The sequence below is a fragment of the Bradyrhizobium sp. MOS001 genome, assembly GCF_004634465.1.
GTDB classification, from domain to species: Bacteria; Pseudomonadota; Alphaproteobacteria; order Rhizobiales; family Xanthobacteraceae; genus Bradyrhizobium; species Bradyrhizobium barranii.
In genome coordinates this window covers 41,547-62,515 of sequence record NZ_SPVJ01000018.1, presented here as the reverse complement: position 1 = coordinate 62,515, position 20,969 = coordinate 41,547, and the positions used below count along the sequence as shown (strand labels likewise).

Genomic DNA, 20,969 nt, shown 5'->3' with positions numbered 1-20,969 from the left:
ATGGTGATGTACTGGGTTGCCCTTCTTGCCATCAGCATCCTGATCTATCTCCTCCTCGACGGGTTCGATCTTGGCGTCGGCATGCTGTTCAGCGTGGCCGGCGGCGAGTCGCAGCGGGATGCCATGCTGAGCACGGTCGCTCCGGTCTGGGACGGCAATGAAACTTGGCTGATCGTCACGGGCGTGATCATGTGGGGCTCGTTCCCGGTGGTCTACGCCATGGTGATGTCGGCCTTCTATATCCCCGTTCTCGTAATGCTGCTCGGATTGATCCTGCGCGGCGTGGCGTTCGAGTTTCGCGGCAAGGCGCTCAGTTCGCGCTGGGTCTGGGACGTCAGCTTCGTCGTGGGCTCGTTTGCCGCCAGCTTCATGCAGGGCGCGATGGTCGGCGCTCTCGTCGAAGGGCTCCAGTTCTCCAACGGCGATTATACCGGCGGAACGCTCGGCTGGCTGACCGCCTTTTCCGCGCTGTGCGGGATCGGGCTCTGCTTCGGCTATTCGCTGCTCGGCGCCTGCTGGCTGGTGAGGAAGTGCGACGGTCCCGTTCGGGATGTCGCACGGCGCCAGATCCCGCCGCTGGCGATCGGCGTCCTGGTCTTCCTGGTCATCGTCTTTGCGTATGCACTTGTCGAACATCTTCCGATTCTGCAGCGCTGGACCGACCGGCCCTATCTGTTCGTGTTTCCCGTGATCGGCGCCGGTGCGGCCGCTGTGCTGGCCAAGAGCATCCTGCGCCATGACGACTATTGGCCGTTCCATATGGTCGCCCTGATCTTCGTCGCGGCTTTCGCCACGCTCGCCCTGTCGTTCTGGCCCTACATGATCCCGTTCGTCGTCACGATCGACGAGGCCGCGGCGCCTCATGCAAGTCTCGCATTCATGTTCTGGGGCGCCGGCCTGTTCGTATTCCCGCTGATGCTGCTCTATGTGGCGATCGGCTATCGCGTCTTCCGCGGCAAGTCGGCCCCTGCTGCCGATCACTACTGACGGCTGCACGCTCGAAGTTGCCGTGAGCTGCCACGGATAAAAGAAAGGCGCCGGTTTCGGCGCCTTTCTCGTTCAGAACTCTTGCGAGGCTGGTTCAGGATTTGGGCATGACGCCGGGGCTGTTGTCCGGCCATTGGGCGATCAGCTTCTCGTCGATGTTGAAGTGCTGGGCGACCAGCTTGGGTGGCGTGTGCGTCAGCCAGTAGGAGAGCGACACCTCCTCGTAGCGAGGGGCTCGAAACACGCCGACGAACTGCAGCTCGGTGTCGCCGACGTTCTCGACATAGTGGCCGAGATTGCGCCGGACATAGCCGATGTCGCCGGCCGCGAAGTCCGTCGTGAACGCATTGGGGCCGGTGTCGAACACCGTCATTCGCGCCTTGCCCTTGATGTAGTACTGCCACTCGTCGGCATTCGGATGCCAGTGCATCTCCCTGACAGCGCCCGGCGGCATCGACACCAGCGCCGCAGCGACGGTGGTGGCAACCTTGAAGGTCGTGCTGTCGGCGACGCGGATGCTGCCGGCGGAGCTCTCCTTGACCGGGGCCGAGCCGCCGAGCGAGTGGACGAAGGGGTAGGGCGGCGCTTCGGCGTGCTTCGCAACGGCTGCGCGATCGGCGGCGAGATCGCCGGGCACGGTCCCCTGGAAGATCCAGCGGTTGTGCAGCGGGATCTTTGCGAACGCATCGGCCGGAACACCGAAGTTCTTCGCCAGCACCTCGGGCGGCGTGTGGGCGAACCAGTCGGTCACCAGCAGCGTGTTGAATTCATTGGCGTGGCCGTCGTCGAAACAGATCACGAACTCGCAACCATCGGGGCCCAAGCCCTGCAGCGAATGCGGCGCGCCCGGCGGAAAATACCAGAGGTCGCCGACTTTGAGGTCGCCGACATAGGGACGCCCCTGCGTGTCGAGCACGGTGACGCGGCAGGAGCCGTAGGTCAGGATCGCCCATTCGGCAGCCTGGTGCCAATGCAGCTCGCGGATTCCGCCGGCAGCCAGCCGCATATTGACGCCGGAGATCTCTTTCGAGATGGCGAAATCCTCGACCGTGACCTGACGGGCCCAGCCGCCATTCTGGATGCGCCTCGGCGCATTGTTGAACGAGGCCCAATCCATCGGCAGGCCGCCGACGTCCGTCGGGGGCGGGGTTTGGGCTGAGGGGAAGTGCTTGGCAAGGTCTGGATCTTGAGGACCGGGATCGGACAGGCTTCCCGGGCTCTTGGCGTTCACGGCGCCTTGCGGCGGCTCGTCCGGATTGCCGAAAGTTGCGGCCTGCGCGCTGGAGCCGACCATGGCAGCGCCTGCCGCGGACATGGCCAGCAAATCACGTCTTGAGAACATCTTGGCTCGCTCCTGAAAAATGTCGAAAGCCCTCCGTAGCGACGGGGCTCCAACTCACAAACCTAGTTTCCGGTCGCCGTTTCAGCTTCCGTGAACGCGCTCTTTTTGCCGGAATGCACTGGCTGCTGCGCCCGGCTCCGAACATGTGCAATTGCGAAATTCGGCTTCGTTTTGAAAAGACGGCTCTGCCCGCACGATCCTTAACTGGCCCGGAGAATTGCCATATCGCGAGATATCGAGATGACAACGAAATCGGTTCGTCCCTACCGTGAACCCGCCGGCGGCTGGGGCGCACTCAAGGCGCTCAGCGAGGCGCTTCTGGTGCAGCGGGCGCCGCTGAAGGGTGCAGCGACGCTCAGCAGGATGAATCAGCCGGAGGGCTTTGATTGCCCCGGCTGCGCCTGGCCCGATCCGAAGCACACCTCGTCATTCGAATTCTGCGAGAACGGCGGCAAGGCGGTCGCCTGGGAGACGACATCGAAGCGCTGCACGCCCGAATTCTTTGCCGAGCACACCGTCACGGAGCTCGCGAGCTGGAACGATTACGATCTCGAAATGGTCGGTCGGCTCGCCCATCCGATGGCCTATGACGCCGCATCCGATCGCTATCTCCCGGTGCAGTGGAGCGATGCGTTCGCCATGATCGGCCGCGAGCTGAATGCGCTGCCGGATCCGAACATGGCGGAGTTCTATACGTCCGGGCGAACCTCGAACGAAGCCGCCTTCCTCTATCAGCTGTTCGTGCGCGAGTACGGCACCAACAACTTTCCCGACTGCTCGAACATGTGCCACGAGGCGACCAGCGTCGGCCTGCCGGAATCGCTCGGCGTCGGCAAGGGCACCGTGCTGCTGGAGGATTTCGACAAGGCCGATTGCATCTTCATCTTCGGCCAGAATCCGGGCACCAACAGCCCGCGGATGATGACCAGCCTGCGCAACGCGGCCCGCCGAGGGGCCTCGATCATCTCGTTCAATCCGTTCCGCGAGCGCGCGCTGGAGCGCTTCCAGGCGCCGCAGAGCCCGGTTGAGATGATCACGCTGTCGTCGACGACGATCAGCTCGAAGCTTTTCCAGGTGCGTGTCGGTGGCGACGTCGCCGTCCTCAAGGGGATCATGAAGATCCTCGTCGAAACGGACGAGGCCGCCCGTGCGGCCGAGCAGCCGGAGATCCTGGACTGGGATTTCATTCGCGGGCACACCGCCGGCATCGAAGCGCTGATCGGCGATCTCAAGCGAACGCAATGGCCCGACATCGAACGCCAGTCCGGCCTGACGCGCGAGGACCTGGAATATGCCGCCGGCGCCTATATGAAGGCGGAGCGCGCCATCCTTGTCTACGGCATGGGCATTACCCAGCACCAGCGTGGTGCGCACAACGTGCAGCAGATCGCCAATCTTGCGCTCTTGCGCGGCAATGTGGGACGCGACGGCGCCGGCGTTTGTCCGGTTCGCGGTCATTCCAACGTGCAGGGCGACCGAACCGTGGGGATCACGGAGATCCCCAAGGCGGATTTCCTCGAGCGCCTCGAGCACCGCTTCGGCTTCAAGCCGCCGAGCGCGCCGGGACACAACGTCGTGACGGCATTGGAGGCAATGATCCGCGGCGAGGTGAAGGTCTTTTTCGCGATGGGCGGCAACTTTGCCGCGGCCATACCCGACTGGCAGGCGACGCAGGCCGCGCTGCGCAAGCTCGATCTGACCGTCCACGTCTCCACGAAGCTCAACCGCAGCCATCTGATCCATGGCCGCGCTGCCCTGATCCTGCCGTGCCTCGGGCGAACCGAGATCGACATTCAGGATTCGGGGCCGCAGTCGATCACGGTCGAGGATTCGATGTCGATGGTCCACGCCTCGGGCGGTCGCAACAAGCCGGCATCGGAGCATCTTCTCAGCGAGGTCGCGATCATCGCAGGCCTCGCCAAGGCGACGCTCGGCGAGCGCACGGTGGTCGATTGGGACGGCTTTGTGGGCGACTACGATCGCATCCGGGATGCGATCGAGGCCGTCTTCCCTATCTTCGAGAGCTACAATGCCCGTATCCGCATTCCCGGCGGCTTCCATCTGACCTCGACCGCGCGGGAGCGCATCTGGGCAACGCCGTCCGGCAAGGCCAATTTCCTGGTGTTTGAGGGGTGTGGCGAGGACCCGCCGCAGGCCGATCCGGATTTCCTGTGGCTCAGCACGATACGCAGCCACGACCAGTACAACACGACGCTCTACTCGCTGTCGGACCGCTATCGCGGCGTCTTCGGCCAGCGCGACGTGGTCTTCCTCAACGAATATGAACTGAAGAAGCGCGGGCTCGCGGACGGCGATCGCGTCGACCTGATCACGGAGTCGACCGATGGCGCCGAGCGGATCGTGCGCAACTTCCGCGTGGTTGCGTATTCGTTTCCGACCGGCTGCTGTGCCGCGTACTATCCGGAGACCAATCCGCTGGTGCCGCTCTATGCCCGTGATCCCCTCAGCTTCACGCCGTCATTCAAGGGCATCCCGATCCGCCTGGTGCGCTCGACCGCCCCGGCGCAATAGAGCGGGCGGGGTCAGGCGTCGGCGTCCCGACCGGATGGCGGCGATGACGCCGGCGTCGCGATCGGCAGCGTAAACCAGAACCGGGCGCCGCGATCGGCGCCAAGGCCTTCGGCTTCGGTGCTAAGGCCTTCGGCGTCGATGCGGCCGCCATGCGCTTCGACGATGGACCGGCAGATCGGCAGTCCCATGCCCATGCCGGACTCCTTGGTCGTGAAAAAGCTTTCGAACACCCGGCCGGCATGTTCGGCGGAGATGCCGGGACCGTTGTCCTCCACGGAGCAGCACAGGGTCGTCACGTCCTGCGCGGCGGTGGTGATGACGATCTTGCCATGGTCGCGTCCCGCCTGCGCCATCGCTTGCACGGCGTTGATGGCCAGATTGACGATCACCTGCTGGAGCTGGGTGCGGTCGCCGAGCACGAGTGCAGCTTCCGCGTCGGGCCGGTGCAGGATCGTTACGCCGCGGGATTCCATCTCGTGGCGCAGGAACAGAAGCGCCTCGCGAATGACATCGTCAAGCGACAGAACGGCGCGCTCCGGCGCCTTGCGCGAAGCCATCCCGTGAACACGCGCCACGATGTCCGCGGCCCGCCTCGTATCCGTGGCCATATTTTCGATTGTACTGCGGACCTCGGCCATGTCGGGAATCGGCCTGTTCAACCAGCGCAGACCGGCAGCGGCGTTGGTCGCGATGGCGGCCAAAGGCTGGTTGACTTCGTGCGCGATGGAGGCGGTGAGCTCGCCGAGCATCGAGACGCGTGCCGCATGCGCGAACTCCGCCTGCACCTGCCGAAGCCTCTCCTGGGCGCGGACGCGTTGCGAGATGTCGATCGTGGCGACCAGGCTTATTTCGAGATCATTGATTGGGCCGACGCGGGCCGTTGTGAAGAGAACGTCGACGACGCGGCCGTCCCACGTCACCATCTTGGTTTCTTCCTCGAAGTTCGTTTCACCGCGAAAGCGGGACTCCATGGCCCGCCGAAACGTATCCGGGCGTGCCTTCCAGGTGTCGGACATGGAACGCCCGACATAGCCGTCGACGCCTCCTCCGAACATCTGGATGGCCCGTTCGTTGGCTTCCTGAAACGAGAGCGCGTCCATGCAGGTCCGGAGAAAGTCGGGATGGCTGTCGAAATAGCTGCCGAGGTCCTTGATGCCCTCGGCCCGCAGTTTTCGGAACAACACCACCAGTCTGCTGGCGTCGAGCTGACGGAGGGCGATCGGCATGCGGCCGAACAGGTGGCGGTAGCGCTGCTCGCTCCGCTCCAGCTCGGTGTGGTCCTTCTTCTGGGCGGTGATATCCATGACCGCGCCGATGAACCGAAATTGTCCGCGATCTTCTGACGTTCCACGGGCGACCACGCGAATGTGCCTGATCGAGCCATTGTTCAGGATCAGCCGATGTTCCAGGGAAAAGTCGTTCCTGTCGTTCGCGGCGCGATCGAGCGCCTCGCGTACGGCATTGAGATCGTCGGGATGCGTACGCTTCAGGATGGTGTCGAGCGACGGCGGCAAGGTCGGCTCGAGATCGAAGATCCTGAACGTCTCTTCGGACCAGAACAGCTCGCCGCCGGCGACGTTCCAGACAAAGCTGCCGGTGTGGCTGAGCTTCTGGGCCTCGGCGAGATAGGCGACCTGACGCCGCCGCAAGACGTCCTCTCGCTCGAGCCGGTGCTGCCGCCTGACCAAGCCGGCGATCGCAAGCAACGACAACACGAGAATGACGGCCAGCAGGGCGAGGGCGCTGGTGGTGAGGTCGATCCCGAGCAGGAAGCAAGTGAATGACAACACGCCGAGCGCGACGCCTCCCAGGACCCAAAGGGCGGGATGGGCGTAGCGCGAATGGTCGGGCCACGATGCGCGACAGACCATCCCCGTGTGACGGACCGTCGCGGGTTCCTTGCCTTCGTGAGCGAGTCCGGACTGGGCCAGCAGATTGAAGAGGTCCAAGAGATACTCGCCGGGCATGAGACCAATTCCCGAGCCCGGATGTCCGGACGCGGGATGCAAGCGATGTACCGCAGCGTGGAAAACCGGTCTTTTGCTTTTTCGCGGACCCTTTGTCAAAACGCACGGCGGCACCATGCGAGCCTGCGCCCAGATCCGGGATGTTGCCGCGGGAAGGATTCCGCGACCTTAGGCCAACGCCGCGGTGGGCCTCGTCACGCCGAAACGCCTTTCGAACTCGGCGACATCGACGACGCCGCGCCGATGGGTCCCGTCACCGATCTTGCGGCCGCCGTCCCAGGCCTCGACTTCGAACAGGACGCTCCTGGCTTCGACGGCGACGACCCGTGCGACCGCGCGCACGGTGCGGCCGACCGGCGTCGCCGCCAGATGACGGACGTTGACCATCATCCCGACGCTGACATAGCCGGTCGGCAGGGACGGCTGGATCGCCGATCCCGCCGCCATCTCCATGTGCAGGATCATCATCGGCGTGCCGTAGACTTCAGGCATTCCCGGCACCACGTGGCCGACCGTCATCTCGGCCGTGACGGTCACCAGCTTTTCCGCCGTCATGCCGACGCTCACCTGATCAAGCGGACTCATGGCCCAATCCCGCATCTGCTTCGCTCGTGGAGGGGGCGGGTGTCTCGACCGCATGCGGCTTGCGGTTGGTGAACCAATTGCCGAGCCGGTCGAGATAGAGATAGACCACGGGCGTGGTGTAGAGCGTCAGGATCTGCGAGAGCATCAAGCCGCCGACGATCGTGTAGCCGAGCGGCTGGCGCAGTTCGGCGCCGGTGCCGTTGCCGAGCATCAGAGGCACACCGCCGAGCAGCGCGGCCATGGTCGTCATCAGGATCGGGCGAAAGCGGAGCGTGCAGGCCTGGTAGATCGCTTCCTCAGGACTCAGCCCTTGATTGCGCTCCACCTCGAGGGCGAAGTCGACCAGCATGATGCCATTCTTCTTGACGATGCCGATCAGCAGGATGATGCCGATGATGGCGATGACGCTGAGATCCATGTGGACTGCCAGCAGCAACAGCAGCGCGCCGATGCCGGCGGAAGGCAGCGTCGACAGGATCGTGATCGGATGGATCAGGCTCTCATAGAGGACGCCGAGGATGATGTAGATCACGATCAGCGCCGCCCCGATCAGCAACGGTGTGCCGGACAGCGAAGACTGGAAGGCTTGCGCGTTGCCCTGGAACGAGGTCGACAGCGAGGCGGGCTTGCCGGTGTCCTTCTCGATCTTCTGGATCGCCGTCACCGCATCGCCCAGCGCTACGCCGGGCCGCAGGTTGAACGAGATCGTCACCGAGGGAAACAGGCCCTGGTGATTGATCAGAATCGGCGCCGGCATGATCACGCTGTGGACCAGCGTGCTTAAGGGGACCTGTTGGCCGGTCGCCGAGTTGAGATAGATGTCCTTGAGCGCGTCGGGCCCATACTGGAAGGCTGGATCGACCTCCATGACCACGTGGTATTGGTTCAGCGAGGTGAACATGGTGGAGACGATGCGCTGACCGTACGCGTCGTCGAGGGTGTTGTCGATCGTCGTGGGCAGGATGCCGAAGCTCGAGGCGACTTCGCGATTGACGGTGACCTGAAGCCTCGGGCCGGCATTGGCCTGGTCGCTCGCGACGTCGGTGACGAGGTCGAGCGCGCGGATCTTCTCCAGGAAGATCGCCGACCAGTGGTTGAGTTCGTTGGAATCGGCGTCCGTCAGCGTGAACTGATACTGCGTCTTCGACAGGCGCGCGCCGATCGTGATGTCCTGGGCCGACTGCATGTAAAGCTTGATGCCCTGGATATGGGCGAGCCGGGGTTCTAGCCGCGCGATCACCTGGTCGGCGCTGGCCTTGCGTTCGGGCTTCGGCTTCAGGACGATGAAGATGCGTCCCTGGTTGAGGGTCGCCGTCGGCCCGCCTGGACCGATATAGCTGGCCACCGATTGGATCGCCGGATCCTTTGACAGGATGTCGACGACCGCCTGCTGGCGTTCGGACATGGCGGGGAAGGAGATGTCCTGGGCAGCCTCGGTGATGCCGACGATCTGTCCGGTATCCTGTTGCGGGAAGAAGCCTTTCGGGATGATCACATAGAGATAGCCGGTCAGCGCGATCGTCGAGAGCATCACGAGCAGCGTCACGAAACGATGGCGCAGCACGATTCGCAGGCCGCGCGCGTACAGCGCAAGCAGGCCATCGAAGCCGCGCTCGAACAGGAGATAGAGCCGGCCGTGCTTTCTCCGCGATTCATCCTTCAGGAGGCGCGCGCACATCATCGGGGTCAAAGTGAGCGAGATCACCAGCGACAGCAGCAGCGAGGCGGTGATCGTGACGGCGAACTCCTGGAACAGCTTTCCGACGTAGCCGCCCATCAGGAACAGCGGGATGAACACCGCGATCAGCGACAGGGTGATGGAGACGATCGTGAAGCCGATTTCGCTGGAGCCTTTGAGCGCAGCCTCCATGGGCGTCATGCCCTGCTCGAGATGGCGCACGATGTTCTCGATCACCACCACGGCATCGTCGACCACGAATCCGACCGCGATCGACAGCGCCATCAGCGAGAGGTTGTCGAGACTGTAGCCGAGCACGTAGAGGACTGCGAAGGTGCCGATCAGCGCCAGCGGAACCGTGATCGCCGGGATGATGGTGGCCCAGAAATTCCTCAGGAACAGGAATATGACCATCACCACCAATGCGACCGTCAGCAGTAGCGTGAATTGCACATCGGTAACCGCGGCGCGAATCGTGGCGGTGCGGTCGGCGGCGATCGTCACCTTGATCGCCGGCGGAACGGAGGCCTGCAGCTGCGGCAGCAGTTTCTTGATGCGATCGACGGTTTCGATGACGTTGGCGCCGGGGACGCGCTGGACGGCGAGGATGACGGCGGGGTCCTTGCCGTACCAGCCGGCCAGCAGGTCGTTTTCGGGCGCCTCGATCGCCGAGCCGATGTCGCGCAGCCGCACCGGCGAGCCGTTGCGATAGGCGATGATGAGGGCTTCATAGGCGGCGGGCTTCAGCAACTGGTCGTTGGTATTGAGCGTATAAGTGACGCGCGGGCTGTTGAGCGTGCCCTTGGGCAGGTCGACATTGGCGCCGGCGATCACGGTGCGGACGTCTTCGAGGCCGATGCCGCGGGCGGCCAGCGCCTGCGGATTGACGCGGATGCGGATCGCGGGCTTCTGCTGGCCGCCGATTCCGACCAGGCCGACGCCTGGCACTTGGGAAATCTTGGGCAGCAGGATGTTTTCCGCGTAGGCATCCACCGTGGTCATCGGCAGCGAGTCCGACGTCAGCGCGATCAGCATGATCGGCGTTTCCGCCGGATTCACCTTCCTGATCGTCGGCGGGTAGGGGATGTTCTGCGGCAGGAACGGGCTCGCGGCATTGATCGCGGAGAGCACGTCGACCGCCGCGCTGTCCACCGTGCGCGACAGCTCGAACTGCACCGTGAGCTGGGCGACGCCGAGTGCGCTGGACGAGGTGAGCTGCGTGACGCCGGGGATCTGGCTGAGCTGCTGTTCGAGTGGCGTCGCGACCGACGAGGCGATGGTTCCGGGGTCGGCGCCGGGCAGTTGCGCCGAAATCTGGATCGTCGGGTAGTTGACGTTCGGCAGCGCGCCGACCGGCAGCAGGGGATAGGCCGCGAGGCCGCACAGCAGCAGGCCCGCCATCAGCAGAGCGGTTGCAATCGGCCGCAGGATGAAGGGCGCGGACAGGTTCATGGGAGCGCGTCCTGCACGGAGCTTTGCAGGTCGGCTTCGCGCGCGGCCTTGCCGTGCAGTTCCCGAACCTGGCTTCCTTCCGTCAGCCGATACTGACCGTCGACGACGACGGTATCGCCTGATTTCAGTCCCTGGTCGATCAGGGCCTGCCCCTCGCTGATCTGCGCGACGTGAACAGGACGCAAGGAAGCGGTCTGGTTCGGAGAGACGACATAGACATAGCTGCCGTTCGGGCCCTGCTGGACTGCGGAGCCGGCGACCGTCAGCGCATCCTTCTGAATCTTCAGCAGCAGCCGGGCATTCACCAGCTGTCCCGGCCACAGCCGGTGCTCGTGATTGGCGAATGTGGCCTTGAGCTGGACGGTGCCGGTCGTCCCTGCGATCTCGTTGTTGACGAGCAGCAGCGTGCCTTCGCCGAGCTTAATCTTGTTGTCCTGGCTGTAGGCGATGACCTTCAACTGGCCTTTTGCTTCGTGTTCCTGGATCACGGGCAGATCCGTCTGCGGAAGGGTGAACAGCAGCGAAATCGGCTCGATCTGGGTGACGACGACGAGACCGTTCGGGTCGGTCGGATGAATCACGTTGCCGACATCGATCTGGCGGACGCCGGTGATGCCGGGAATGGCCGATGTCAGGCGTGTGTAGCTGAGCTGGACGTTGGCCTCGTCGATCTGCGCCTGGTCAGCTTTCACGGCGGCCTTGAGTTGGGCCACCTGCGCGGTCTGCGTCTCGATCAGCTGCGGGGTCGCATAACCCTTGTCACCGAGTTTACTGTATCGGGAGAGATTGGCTTCGGCATTGGTGAGTTGGGCCTGATCTCGGTCGCGATTGGCCGTCAGCTGCTCGATCTGGGCCTCGTAGGGACGCGGGTCGATCTGGGCGAGCAGATCTCCGGCCTTGACGGTCTGTCCCTCGGTGAAGGCGATCTTGACGATCTGTCCCTGAATCTGGCTGCGCACGACATCGGTGTTGTAGGCGATCACGGTGCCGATGCCGCGCAGATAGATCGGAACGTCCTTGCCGGTGACCGCGGCGGTGACCACCGGTACGGCCGCGGGCACCGGCGCGGCGGCGACGACCGGCTTCCGGTCCGCGGCGAAGAACCAGAGGCCGGCTCCGACGAGAATCGCGGCGAGAGCGACAAGCGCGATGGCGAGATTTCGTTTCATGAGACCGTCCTGGATGTCAGGGATTGCTTGAGCCGCTGATCGAAGTCGTGCTGCCCGTTGCGGCAGGGCCTTGCACCGGGACGGACGGACTGATTCCGGCGCCGCCGAGCTCGGTGGCTCCGAGCGGTATCCCGACGCGTCCGACCGTCGATGCTGAAGGCAGCGGAGGCGCCGCCGTGATGCTGCCGTTGCAGGTGACGGATGAGCCCCCGGACAGTCCGCCGCCGTCGAACAAGGCTCCGGACGAGGCGGTATTGCCGGATCCGGCACAACCCGCCGTGCTTTGCGCCGGATTGAGCGGCGAAATGCCGGGTGTTGCGATCTCGGTCGATCCCAGCGGAACGCCGACGGGCCGCGTGGATTGCGGGTTGAGCGGCGACGTCGCCAGCATGCCGGTGGAAGGCTGCATTCCCGGCATGGTCGTTTGAGCGGACGTCGCAGCCGGGACGAGCCACAGCATGCCGGCCGTGAGTGCCGCGGCGAGCGGTATCAGGGTGAACCGGTGCGAGCTGGATCTTCCCGAGCCGACGTCGTTCGATGGGTGCTGCTCTCGCATGAAAAATGCTCCGGCTGAATGCTGTCGAGCACTAGAGAGGTGCGGAACGGTGGGGTATTTCCAGAACGCACGTCCCGCTACCCGGCAGCACGACGACAACGGGCATTCGACGCATCGTAAGCGGGCATTCGTCTTCGTTCGGCCGCGTCGCCGAGTTGCCTCGCCGATGACAGCGCCGTTGGCCGGCTTTGGCTTCGGCTCGCTTTCGCTATTTCAGAATGGCCCGCACATGCGCGAGTTCCCGGCTGCATGTGCTTGTGTCGCCGTTTTGTTCGGCGGTACGTGCGCGATCAAGCGAATCCAGCGCATCCGCGAAAACCGCTCCGCGGCCGCCTTCGGCCTCTGCAATCGAGCGAGGCGTCGGTTGATGACTGCGCAGCGCGCTGAGGCTCTCCCGCTGCCAGCCGTGGGCGCCCGCGTCTTTTTCTATGGCCTGATCCAGCTGGATCTGGGTTTTCGCGATGTCGTCCGCACAAGTGCCTGCACGCGCGGGCGAAGCTGCGCACAACAGGATGAGAAGCGCGATCTGGAGATTTGCTGTGGATGTCATGTGTCCGATCCCATGCATGGAGTTTAATCAGCATCAGATGCGACCTCTTGAATGCCAAAGCGGATCGTTCGTCTTTCGCGTATGAACGCCGGCCGTTCACAGTAATGAGAGGTCTGTACGCCTGACATATGCGCTGCGCTTTGAAGTGCGCGCCCTAGCTAGGCAGTGTCCCGAGGATGCACGAGCAGCCGTTGTCGCGATCGGCATGTCCCGACGTGCGAAGTGGCAAGGGCCGTTGTTTGCCGAAATACGCCGGCGAGTGTCGACACTACTGTCGCACCATTCCAACCTGGAGTGATCCCGACATGAAACACCTCAACGCTGGCCTCGCCTTCGCTGCCGCTCTCTCCCTGTTCGCGACCGTCGCCCCGGCGCGCGCTGAACCCCCGAAGAACATCGTCCTGGTGCACGGCGCCTGGGTCGATGCGTCCGGCTGGAAGCCGGTCTACGAGATCCTGGTCAAGGAAGGCTTCCGCGTCAGCATGCTGCAGGAGCCCGAGACGTCGTTTGGCGATGATGTCACGGCGGCGAAGCGGCTGCTCGATCTCCAGAATGGCCCGACGCTTCTGGTCGGCCACAGCTATGGCGGCTCGATCATCACCGAGGCGGGTGTTCATCCCAATGTCGTCGGCCTGGTCTACGTCGCTGCGCATGCGCCCGACGTCGGAGAGGACGAAGCGGCGCTGGGCAAGAAGACGCCGAGCGTACTTGGAAAGACCGAAGGCGCCATCAAGGTCACGCCCGACAAATTCACCTATCTCGATCCCGTGCAATTCCCCAAGCTGTTCGCCCCCGATCTGCCGCGCGAGCAGGCGGAGTTCGAATCACGCTCCCAGGTTCTGGCCGCGACGCAGGTGTTCAGCACGCCGCTGACGGCGGCTGCGTGGAAGACCAAGCCGAGCTGGGGCATCGTTGCCGGCAACGACCAGATCATCAATCCGGATCTCGAGCGCTGGTATTACGAGCGCGCCAAGAGCCACACCACCGTGATCCCGGGTGCAAGCCACTCGGTCTACGAGTCGCATCCGAAGGAAGTGGCGGAGATCATCACCCGTGCCGCTCGCAGCATCGATCAACCGGCCACCCGCTGACGCGTTTTGCCGGTCCTGACGCACGGCCGGCAGAAGGAAGGACGGCGGGAGAGACAGCACTCCCGCCGGCCCGACTGCCCCTCCGGAGAATTCCATGAGCATGATCGAGACGACCGGCACGATCCTGGACTGGGTCGTGACGACGGTGAAGCGGGCTGGACTGAGCCGCGATCTGCCGTCCGGCAATCCGGACCTGATGTGGGTCGCGAATTCGTCGACTTTGATCTACGGCGAGCGGGATGCCATCCTCGTCGACACGTTCCTCACCGCCGGGCAGTCGAAGACGTTGCTGGATTGGGTCGTGTCGCGGGAGCGAAATCTGACCACGATCTACGTCACGCATGGCCACGGTGATCATTTCTTCGGTCTCGCGCCGCTGCTCGATCGCTTTCCGCGGGCACGGGCCGTGGCCGTTCCCGAGGTTGTCGACGAGATGAAGACGCAGCTTTCGCCGGCATCGCTCGACGGTTTCTGGCGCAAGCGCTTTCCGGGCGAGATCGCGCAGCGCCTGGTCGCTGCAGAGCCTCTCGAAGGCGAGCTCGCGCTCGAGGGACACAAGCTCGTCGTCATCGACATGGGACGAACCGACACGGCGCGCTCCACCGCCGTTCATGTCCCGTCTCTCGATCTGATCGTCGCCGGCGACACCACATACAACGGCATTCATCCTTATCTCGCCGAAACCGACACGCAGAGCCGGCTGGAATGGATCGCCGCGCTCGATCGGCTCGAAGCGTTGAAGCCGCGCTTCGTGGTGGCCGGACACAAGAAGCCGGAGAACGATGACAATCCGCGCAGCATCGCGGACACCCGGCAATATCTGCTCGATTTCAACCGCCTCGACCAGGCGACGATTTCTCCGCGCGAGCTCTACGACGCGATGCTTGCGCTTCATCCCGACCGTGCCAATCCGGGATCGCTCTGGAGCGGAGCCAACGCCGCAAAGGGGCCAAGGTCATGACGAGCTGGCAGAACAACCGCGCCGCGCGCGATGCCCGCATCGCGGCCGGTGCCGGACTTGCCCACGGCAAGGTCGTGGAAGCGTCCGACGCTACGCGTCTGCTGGAGGCCGTGATCCGGCCGGGCGACCGGGTTTGCCTCGAAGGCGATAACCAGAAGCAGGCGGATCTCTTGAGCCGCGCGCTGCTGGCGGTCGATCTGTCCAAGGTCAACGATCTGCACATGGTGCAGTCGGGCGTCGTTCTGCCCGAACATCTGGACCTGTTCGACCGCGGGGTCGCGAAGCGGCTCGACTATGCCTATTCCGGGCCGCAATCGGCGCGCATCGCGCGCATGCTGTTCGGCGGCAAGATCGAGCTGGGAGCAATTCACACCTATCTCGAACTGTTCGCGCGCTACTTCATCGATCTCACCCCGCACGTCGCCCTGATCGCCGCCGTCAGCGCCGACCGTGACGGCAACCTCTACACCGGCCCGAACACCGAGGACACGCCCACCGTGGTGGAGGCAACGGCGTTCAAGGACGGCGTCGTGATCGCCCAGGTCAACGAGATCGTCGAGACGGTTCCGCGGGTCGATATCCCGGCGGACCGCGTCCATTTCGTCGTCAAGTCCGACAAGCCGTTCTTCGTCGAGCCACTGTTCACGCGCGATCCGGCGGCGATCACCGAGGGGCAGATCCTGACCGCGATGCTCGCGATCAAGGGCATCTACGCGCCCTATGGCGTGCAGCGGATCAATCACGGGATCGGCTTCAGCACGGCCGCGATCGAGCTCCTGCTGCCGACGTTCGGCGAGAGGCTGGGCCTGAAGGGCAGGATCGCAACCCACTTCGCCTTGAATCCGCATCCCGCGCTCATTCCCGCGATCGAATCTGGTTGGGTCCGGCAAATCCACTCGTTCGGCTCGGAGGTCGGGATGGACGAGTACATCCGGGCGCGATCCGACATCTATTTCACCGGCCCCGACGGTTCGCTGCGTTCCAACCGCGCCTTTTGCCAGACCGCCGGGCTCTATGCCTGCGACATGTTCATCGGCTCCACGCTGCAGATCGATCTCCAGGGAAATTCTTCGACCATCACCACCTCGCGCATCGCCGGGTTCGGCGGCGCGCCGAACATGGGCGCGGACGCACGCGGGCGCAGGCATCCGAGCGAGCCCTGGCTGAAGGCCGGCGCGGAGGCCGATCCGGACAGCCCGGCTCCGTTGCGCCGGGGCCGCAAGCTGGTGGTGCAGATTGGCGAGACCTTCGGCGACAAGAATGTCCCGCTGTTCGTCGAGAAGCTCGATGCGATCGAGCTCGCCGAGAAGCTGAACCTCGAACTCGCGCCGGTGATGATCTACGGCGACGACGTCACGCACATCGTCACCGAGGAGGGCGTGGCGAACCTCCTGTTGTGCCGTACGGCGCAAGAGCGCGAGCAGGCGATCCGCGGCGTCGCCGGATACACCGATGTCGGTCGCGGGCGGGATCGCAGCATGGTCGCGCAGCTGCGCGAGCGCGGCGTGATCCGGCGGCCCGAAGATATCGGCATCAACCCGCTCGATGCGGATCGCAACATGCTGGCGGCGCGCTCGATCAAGGATCTCGTGCGCTGGTCGGGCGGGCTCTACGCACCGCCGTCGAAATTCAGGAACTGGTGAGGACAGGCCATGGAAGATCTCAGCTTTCATCACCCGGTTCGCGAGCGCGCGGGCGGCATCAGGCGGAGCGCGATCGTGGGCGTGGTCGCCTCGGGCAATCTGGAAGTCCTGGTCGAGCGCGTCCTGCCGGATGCCGAATGCGCGGTCGAGATCAAAACCGCGGCGATGGGCTTCGGCGAAGTCTGGAGCGCCGTCATTGGCGATTTCGTCGAGCGCTATTCGCCCGGCGGGCTGAAATTTTCCATCAATGACGGCGGCGCGCGGCCCGACACGGTATCGCTTCGGCTGGCGCAGGCGGTGCGATTGATCGAGGGGAGCGAGCAATGACTGCGCCGCTCCCGCACATCGCCCCGGCCGAACGGGCCCGCAGCACAAGCTTCAACGAGGCATCGGCGCGGACGAGGCTTGATCTGCTGCTTGATGCCGGCAGCCTGGTCGAGTTCATCGGGCCGGAACAGCGCGAGGTCAGTCCGCATCTGGAGATATTCGGCCTTCCCGAGCAGTTCGATGACGGCATCGTCGTCGGCCATGGCCGGCTCGGCGGCGCGCCGGTATTCGTCGCCGCACAGGAAGGACGTTTCATGGGCGGCGCCTTCGGCGAGGTGCACGGCGCCAAACTGCTGGGTCTGCTCCGCGCGGCGCGCGAGATCGGATCGATCCCCGTTCTGATCCTGCTCGATACCGGCGGCGTCCGTCTGCAGGAGGCCAATGCCGGTGAACTCGCCATCGCCGAGATCATGCGCGCGGTGATTGAGGCGCGCAGTGCCGGCGTGAAGGTCATCGGCCTGATCGGCGGGCGCTCCGGCTGCTATGGCGGCGGCGGTCTGATCGCGGGCTGTTGCTCCGCGCTCGCCGTTTCGGAGGCGGGACGCATCGCGGTGTCGGGCCCCGAGGTGATCGAGACCAACCGCGGCGTCGAGGAATTCGACTCCCGTGACCGTGCCCTGGTCTGGCGCACCATGGGCGGCAAGCACCGGCGGCTGCTCGGCGCAGCCGACGTCTTCGCCGGTGACACTGTGCAGGATTTTCGCGAGGCCGCACTCGAGCTGATCGGGTTGATTGGCCCCTTCGGCCTCGACCGGCTCAGGGCGGAGCAGGGGCGTCTGGCCGACAGGTTGCGCCGCTTCGGCGCTTGCCAGGACGCCGTCGATATCTGGACCGCGGAAGGTGTTGCGCATGCGGAAACAGTTCCGGAATTGCCGGCCGACCAGTTCATTGCGCTTGCTAGCAGGATCGGGAGGAGCAGCCGTGACGCTCGATGACATTCTCGCCTCGCTGTTTCCCGATGGCCATGAGGTCAGGAACGACAATGGCGTCATTGCTGGCGCCGCGACGCTGCGATCCGGTGGCAGGATACTCGTGATTGGTGTTGCGGATCGGACTGCGCTCGGCGTCGACGAGGCGATCAGACTTTCCGCGCATGTCCTGGAGTCGATCGACCGGGGGAGCGGACCGATCCTGGTGCTCGTCGACAGCGACAGCCAGCGCATGAGCAAGCGTGACGAGCTGCTCGGGCTCAACGAATTCCTCGCGCATCTGGCGAAAGTGCTGATCCACGCGGATATGCACGGTCGCCCGACCATCGGTCTTCTTTACGGCCACTCGGCTGCGGGGGCCCTGCTTGCGACGGGCCTTGCGACGCGCGTGCTGGTCGGATTGCCCGGCGCCTCTCCCGCGGTGATGGATCTGCCGTCGATGGCGAAGGTCACCAAATTGTCGATGGCCGCTCTTGAGGAGAAAGCCAAATCGACGCCGGTTTTTGCGCCGGGGCTCTCCAATCTCGAGCAGATGGGTGCCGTTCATATGACATGGAGCGACGCCACCTCGCTCGCAGACCAGCTGGAGGCGCTGCTCGCCGACATGCCGGCTGCGCGGGATCGAAGAGATGCGCTCGGCAAGGAGCGCGGTGGCCGGCCGAAGGCCGCCGATATCGCGGAGCGCGTTCGTGACCTTGCCCTGCAAATCCGGTGAACCGCCGGCCGGTCGCCACGACCTCGTCTTTGTCAGCCCGCAGGGTTGGCGCGCGATGATCGGGATGCGCGGCGATCTCGCAGCCGACCCGCTGGTTTCGCGTTGGTCCGAAATGGGATGGCCGACCATCAGGCGGCGCGCTCTACCTAGCGAAGCGACCGGCCTTGCACTCGGCCTGCCGTTGCCGCCCTCCGCCGGCAAGAAGCGGCTGTCGTTTCTCGCGGATATCGACCACGTCACATCGGTCGCGAGGCCGCCCGCGCTGCGGCAGGTGCGCGCCTCGGCGCCGCGCAACTGGTGGCCGACGCTCGATCGGCTCGACGGGCTCGCGCTTCGTCATTCGGTGGACGTGCGCGTGTTCGGCAGCCTCGCATGGCAATCGCTGACCGGGCTCGATTACGTGACCGCTCGTTCCGACCTCGATGTCCTGTTCGCGTTCCCCCGCGAAGCCGATCTGGATCGTCTCGCCGCCGACGTGGCTGCGATCGAGACCGATGCGCCGATGCGGCTCGATGGCGAATTGATGCGCGCGGATGGTGCAGCGGTGAACTGGCGCGAATTCCATGCCGGCACGGACCAGCTTCTGGTCAAGACCATCGGGTGCGTAGCCCTGCTCGACAGGGATCGATTCATTTCGGGAGCGATGGGATCATGACCACAGCGGCCGCACGAAGCATCGAACCGCTTGTTTCCAGCCGGAGGCAGATGCCGTCCGGTATCTGGGCCATCGGCGGCTTCGCTGCCGATTGCCTTGCCATGGAGCTGGAAACCTGGCCCAAGCCGGGGCTCGTGAGCCATGTCGACAATGGTAGTCACGTCGACATGGATGCCGGCACGTTTCGTCGCAGCGCTGCGGCCATCAGGCCTTACCTTCAAAGTCTTGCCGAAGCGGGCGCGCTCGGTTGCGGCATGGGAGTGCTGCGGGTCATCGGCCTGGAGGCCGAACGGGCGATGCTCGAGGCGACCGCGGGCGTCAATACGCATCGCGGCGCGATCTTCGGTCTTGGCCTGTTGTGCGCGGCGGCCGGTGCGAGGGCCGGCGGGCTGGTCGATCCGGCACGTCCGCTCGGCGACGTCGTGGCACGCCTCTGGGGCGCCAGCATACTCGACGGTCCGGTGTTGCTGCACAGCCATGGCAGCGCTGCTCGCCGCCGCTTTCGCGCAGGCGGAGCCCGTATCGAGGCGGCGAGCGGGTTTCCCAGCGTCTACCGGATCGGCTTGCCGGCCCTGCGGAGAACAATGCCTGCCACGCCCGAGGATGCGGAAGCGGCTCGGGTCGAAGCGTGCTTTGCCCTGATTGCGTCGGTGGAAGACACGAATCTGCTGCATCGTGGCGGGCTCGAGGGGCTTCGTTTTGCGCGTCGCGCGGCACGTCGCTTCATCGACGCCGGCGGCGTGCGCGCTCCCGGCTGGCGCGTCAGCGCGCAATGGATCCATGAGAGCTTCGTCGCCCGTCGTCTCAGTCCCGGTGGCTCGGCTGACCTGCTTGCGATGTCGCTCTTCGTCGATGCCCACGACGCGCCGGGGCCATGATGTCCAATGCAATCCTGATGGCGCTGGTGCCGGTGTTCTTTGTCTTGCTGCTTGGATACGCCGCCGGAAGGTTTCATGTCGTCGACAATCTTCATGTCGATGCTCTCAACGCACTCGTGATGGATTTCGCCGTGCCGGCGTCCCTGTTCGCCGCGACCGCCTCAGCGTCGCGCAGTGAGATGATCGAGCAGGTTCCGCTGTTTCTGGTGCTCGGCATAACGATGTCGTTGCTCTATGCCGCCTGGTATCTTGCCGCGCGCAGGTTGTTCAAGGTGTCGCGGCCCGATGCGTCGATTCAGGCACTCACGGTCGGCTTTCCAAATCTTGCCGGCGTCGGTCTTCCAATCCTGACATCCGTCGCGGGACAGGCGGGCGCCGTTCCGGTCGCCGTCGCATTGGCAACCGGTTCGGTCCTCATCAGCCCGGTGACCCTGATCATGGCGGAAATGGACGCCGCCAGGTCCCGTGGCGAGGAAATGGCGGCGCGGCAGATGCTGACGGCAGTGGGGCGTGCGATCACCAAGCCGGTCGTGCTCGCGCCCGTGTTCGGCATCCTGTTTTCGGTGTCGGATCTGAGCCTCAACGCGCTCGCTCATGCGTGCCTCGCGCTGATCGGGAGTTCGGCCGCCGGCGTCGCGCTGTTTCTCACCGGAGCCATCCTGTCGGCACAGTCGTTCCGCCTGAACTGGAAGATCGCGGCCGCAACCGTGGCCGCGGACGTGGTTCGGCCGCTCGCAGCCGTTGCAATCACTCACGTCTTTCCAATCGCTCCCGACACAGCGAGGACGGCCATTCTGCTCGCCGCGGCGCCTTCCGGCTTTTTCGGCATCCTGTTTGCGGTCAACTACCGGCTGGACTCGGCAGCGGTCGGATCGATGGTCATTTCGAGCACCGGATTCAGCGTCGCGACCATGGCGGTTGCGATCGCCGTGCTCTTTCCGCACTAGGCGGC

18 protein-coding genes are annotated in these 20,969 nt (G+C 64.7%); 12 read left to right on the top strand and 6 right to left on the bottom strand.

Annotated elements, in window-relative coordinates:
* Positions 1–987: a cytochrome d ubiquinol oxidase subunit II gene (gene cydB / locus CT676_RS22360; RefSeq protein WP_085401754.1), complete on the top strand. Its 987-nt coding sequence runs from the start codon at positions 1–3 to the stop codon at positions 985–987.
* Positions 988–1,081: 94 nt separating this feature from the next.
* On the opposite strand, the gene CT676_RS22355 is transcribed toward cydB, so the two are convergent.
* On the bottom strand, positions 1,082–2,329 hold the full coding sequence (locus CT676_RS22355; RefSeq protein WP_085401753.1) for an oxalate decarboxylase family bicupin: 1,248 nt from the start codon (positions 2,327–2,329) through the stop codon (positions 1,082–1,084).
* 240 nt (positions 2,330–2,569) lie between these two features.
* Here CT676_RS22355 and CT676_RS22350 point away from each other — a divergent pair, with 240 nt between their 5' ends.
* Positions 2,570–4,861 carry an FdhF/YdeP family oxidoreductase gene (locus CT676_RS22350; RefSeq protein WP_085401752.1) on the top strand — a complete coding sequence of 764 codons (2,292 nt, stop codon included), beginning with the start codon at positions 2,570–2,572 and terminating at the stop codon, positions 4,859–4,861.
* An 11-nt stretch (positions 4,862–4,872) separates the two neighbouring features.
* On the opposite strand, the gene CT676_RS22345 is transcribed toward CT676_RS22350, so the two are convergent.
* The 4 genes from CT676_RS22345 to CT676_RS22330 all read right to left on the bottom strand — a co-directional run bounded on the left by CT676_RS22345 (position 4,873) and on the right by CT676_RS22330 (position 11,712).
* On the bottom strand, positions 4,873–6,828 hold the full coding sequence (locus tag CT676_RS22345) for an ATP-binding protein (protein ID WP_244623232.1): 1,956 nt from the start codon (positions 6,826–6,828) through the stop codon (positions 4,873–4,875).
* A gap of 168 nt (positions 6,829–6,996) precedes the next feature.
* Positions 6,997–7,413, bottom strand: a complete 417-nt coding sequence (locus CT676_RS22340) for a hotdog domain-containing protein (RefSeq protein ID WP_085401751.1) — start codon at positions 7,411–7,413, stop codon at positions 6,997–6,999.
* Positions 7,400–10,543: an efflux RND transporter permease subunit gene (locus CT676_RS22335; protein ID WP_085401750.1), complete on the bottom strand. Its 3,144-nt coding sequence runs from the start codon at positions 10,541–10,543 to the stop codon at positions 7,400–7,402. The genes CT676_RS22340 and CT676_RS22335 overlap by 14 nt, the downstream gene beginning before the upstream one ends.
* Entirely contained in the window at positions 10,540–11,712 is a 1,173-nt protein-coding gene (locus CT676_RS22330; protein WP_085401749.1) for an efflux RND transporter periplasmic adaptor subunit, read from the bottom strand. Before CT676_RS22330 ends, CT676_RS22335 begins: the two co-directional genes overlap by 4 nt.
* A gap of 23 nt (positions 11,713–11,735) precedes the next feature.
* On the opposite strand from CT676_RS22330, the gene CT676_RS22325 reads away from it, so the two are divergent.
* Positions 11,736–12,140 (top strand): hypothetical protein, encoded by a 405-nt coding sequence (locus CT676_RS22325; protein WP_085401748.1) that lies wholly within the window; start codon positions 11,736–11,738, stop codon positions 12,138–12,140.
* A 336-nt stretch (positions 12,141–12,476) separates the two neighbouring features.
* Here the strand turns inward: CT676_RS22325 and CT676_RS22320 are convergent, their stop codons facing one another.
* Entirely contained in the window at positions 12,477–12,818 is a 342-nt protein-coding gene (locus CT676_RS22320) for a hypothetical protein (protein ID WP_085401747.1), read from the bottom strand.
* Between the two features lie 305 nt (positions 12,819–13,123).
* Here CT676_RS22320 and CT676_RS22310 point away from each other — a divergent pair, with 305 nt between their 5' ends.
* From CT676_RS22310 to CT676_RS22270, 9 genes are all read left to right on the top strand, one after another.
* On the top strand, positions 13,124–13,909 hold the full coding sequence (locus CT676_RS22310) for an alpha/beta hydrolase (protein WP_071915311.1): 786 nt from the start codon (positions 13,124–13,126) through the stop codon (positions 13,907–13,909).
* 94 nt (positions 13,910–14,003) lie between these two features.
* The gene (locus CT676_RS22305) at positions 14,004–14,870 is read left to right on the top strand and encodes an MBL fold metallo-hydrolase (RefSeq protein WP_135215368.1); all 867 of its coding nucleotides are present in this window, start codon (positions 14,004–14,006) and stop codon (positions 14,868–14,870) included.
* Positions 14,867–16,513 carry a malonate decarboxylase subunit alpha gene (mdcA, locus tag CT676_RS22300; protein ID WP_085401745.1) on the top strand — a complete coding sequence of 549 codons (1,647 nt, stop codon included), beginning with the start codon at positions 14,867–14,869 and terminating at the stop codon, positions 16,511–16,513. The genes CT676_RS22305 and mdcA overlap by 4 nt, the downstream gene beginning before the upstream one ends.
* A gap of 9 nt (positions 16,514–16,522) precedes the next feature.
* Positions 16,523–16,840 carry a malonate decarboxylase acyl carrier protein gene (mdcC, locus tag CT676_RS22295; protein WP_085401744.1) on the top strand — a complete coding sequence of 106 codons (318 nt, stop codon included), beginning with the start codon at positions 16,523–16,525 and terminating at the stop codon, positions 16,838–16,840.
* The gene (locus CT676_RS22290) at positions 16,837–17,775 is read left to right on the top strand and encodes a biotin-independent malonate decarboxylase subunit beta (RefSeq protein WP_085401743.1); all 939 of its coding nucleotides are present in this window, start codon (positions 16,837–16,839) and stop codon (positions 17,773–17,775) included. The genes mdcC and CT676_RS22290 overlap by 4 nt, the downstream gene beginning before the upstream one ends.
* Positions 17,762–18,484: a biotin-independent malonate decarboxylase subunit gamma gene (gene mdcE / locus CT676_RS22285; protein ID WP_085401742.1), complete on the top strand. Its 723-nt coding sequence runs from the start codon at positions 17,762–17,764 to the stop codon at positions 18,482–18,484. The genes CT676_RS22290 and mdcE overlap by 14 nt, the downstream gene beginning before the upstream one ends.
* Positions 18,459–19,139, top strand: coding sequence for a malonate decarboxylase holo-[acyl-carrier-protein] synthase (gene mdcG / locus CT676_RS22280; protein ID WP_085401741.1), 681 nt, complete (start codon positions 18,459–18,461; stop codon positions 19,137–19,139). Before mdcE ends, mdcG begins: the two co-directional genes overlap by 26 nt.
* Positions 19,136–20,017: a triphosphoribosyl-dephospho-CoA synthase MdcB gene (mdcB, locus tag CT676_RS22275; RefSeq protein WP_085401740.1), complete on the top strand. Its 882-nt coding sequence runs from the start codon at positions 19,136–19,138 to the stop codon at positions 20,015–20,017. The genes mdcG and mdcB overlap by 4 nt, the downstream gene beginning before the upstream one ends.
* Positions 20,014–20,964 carry an AEC family transporter gene (locus tag CT676_RS22270; RefSeq protein WP_135215367.1) on the top strand — a complete coding sequence of 317 codons (951 nt, stop codon included), beginning with the start codon at positions 20,014–20,016 and terminating at the stop codon, positions 20,962–20,964. The genes mdcB and CT676_RS22270 overlap by 4 nt, the downstream gene beginning before the upstream one ends.
* Positions 20,965–20,969 lie beyond the last annotated feature (5 nt).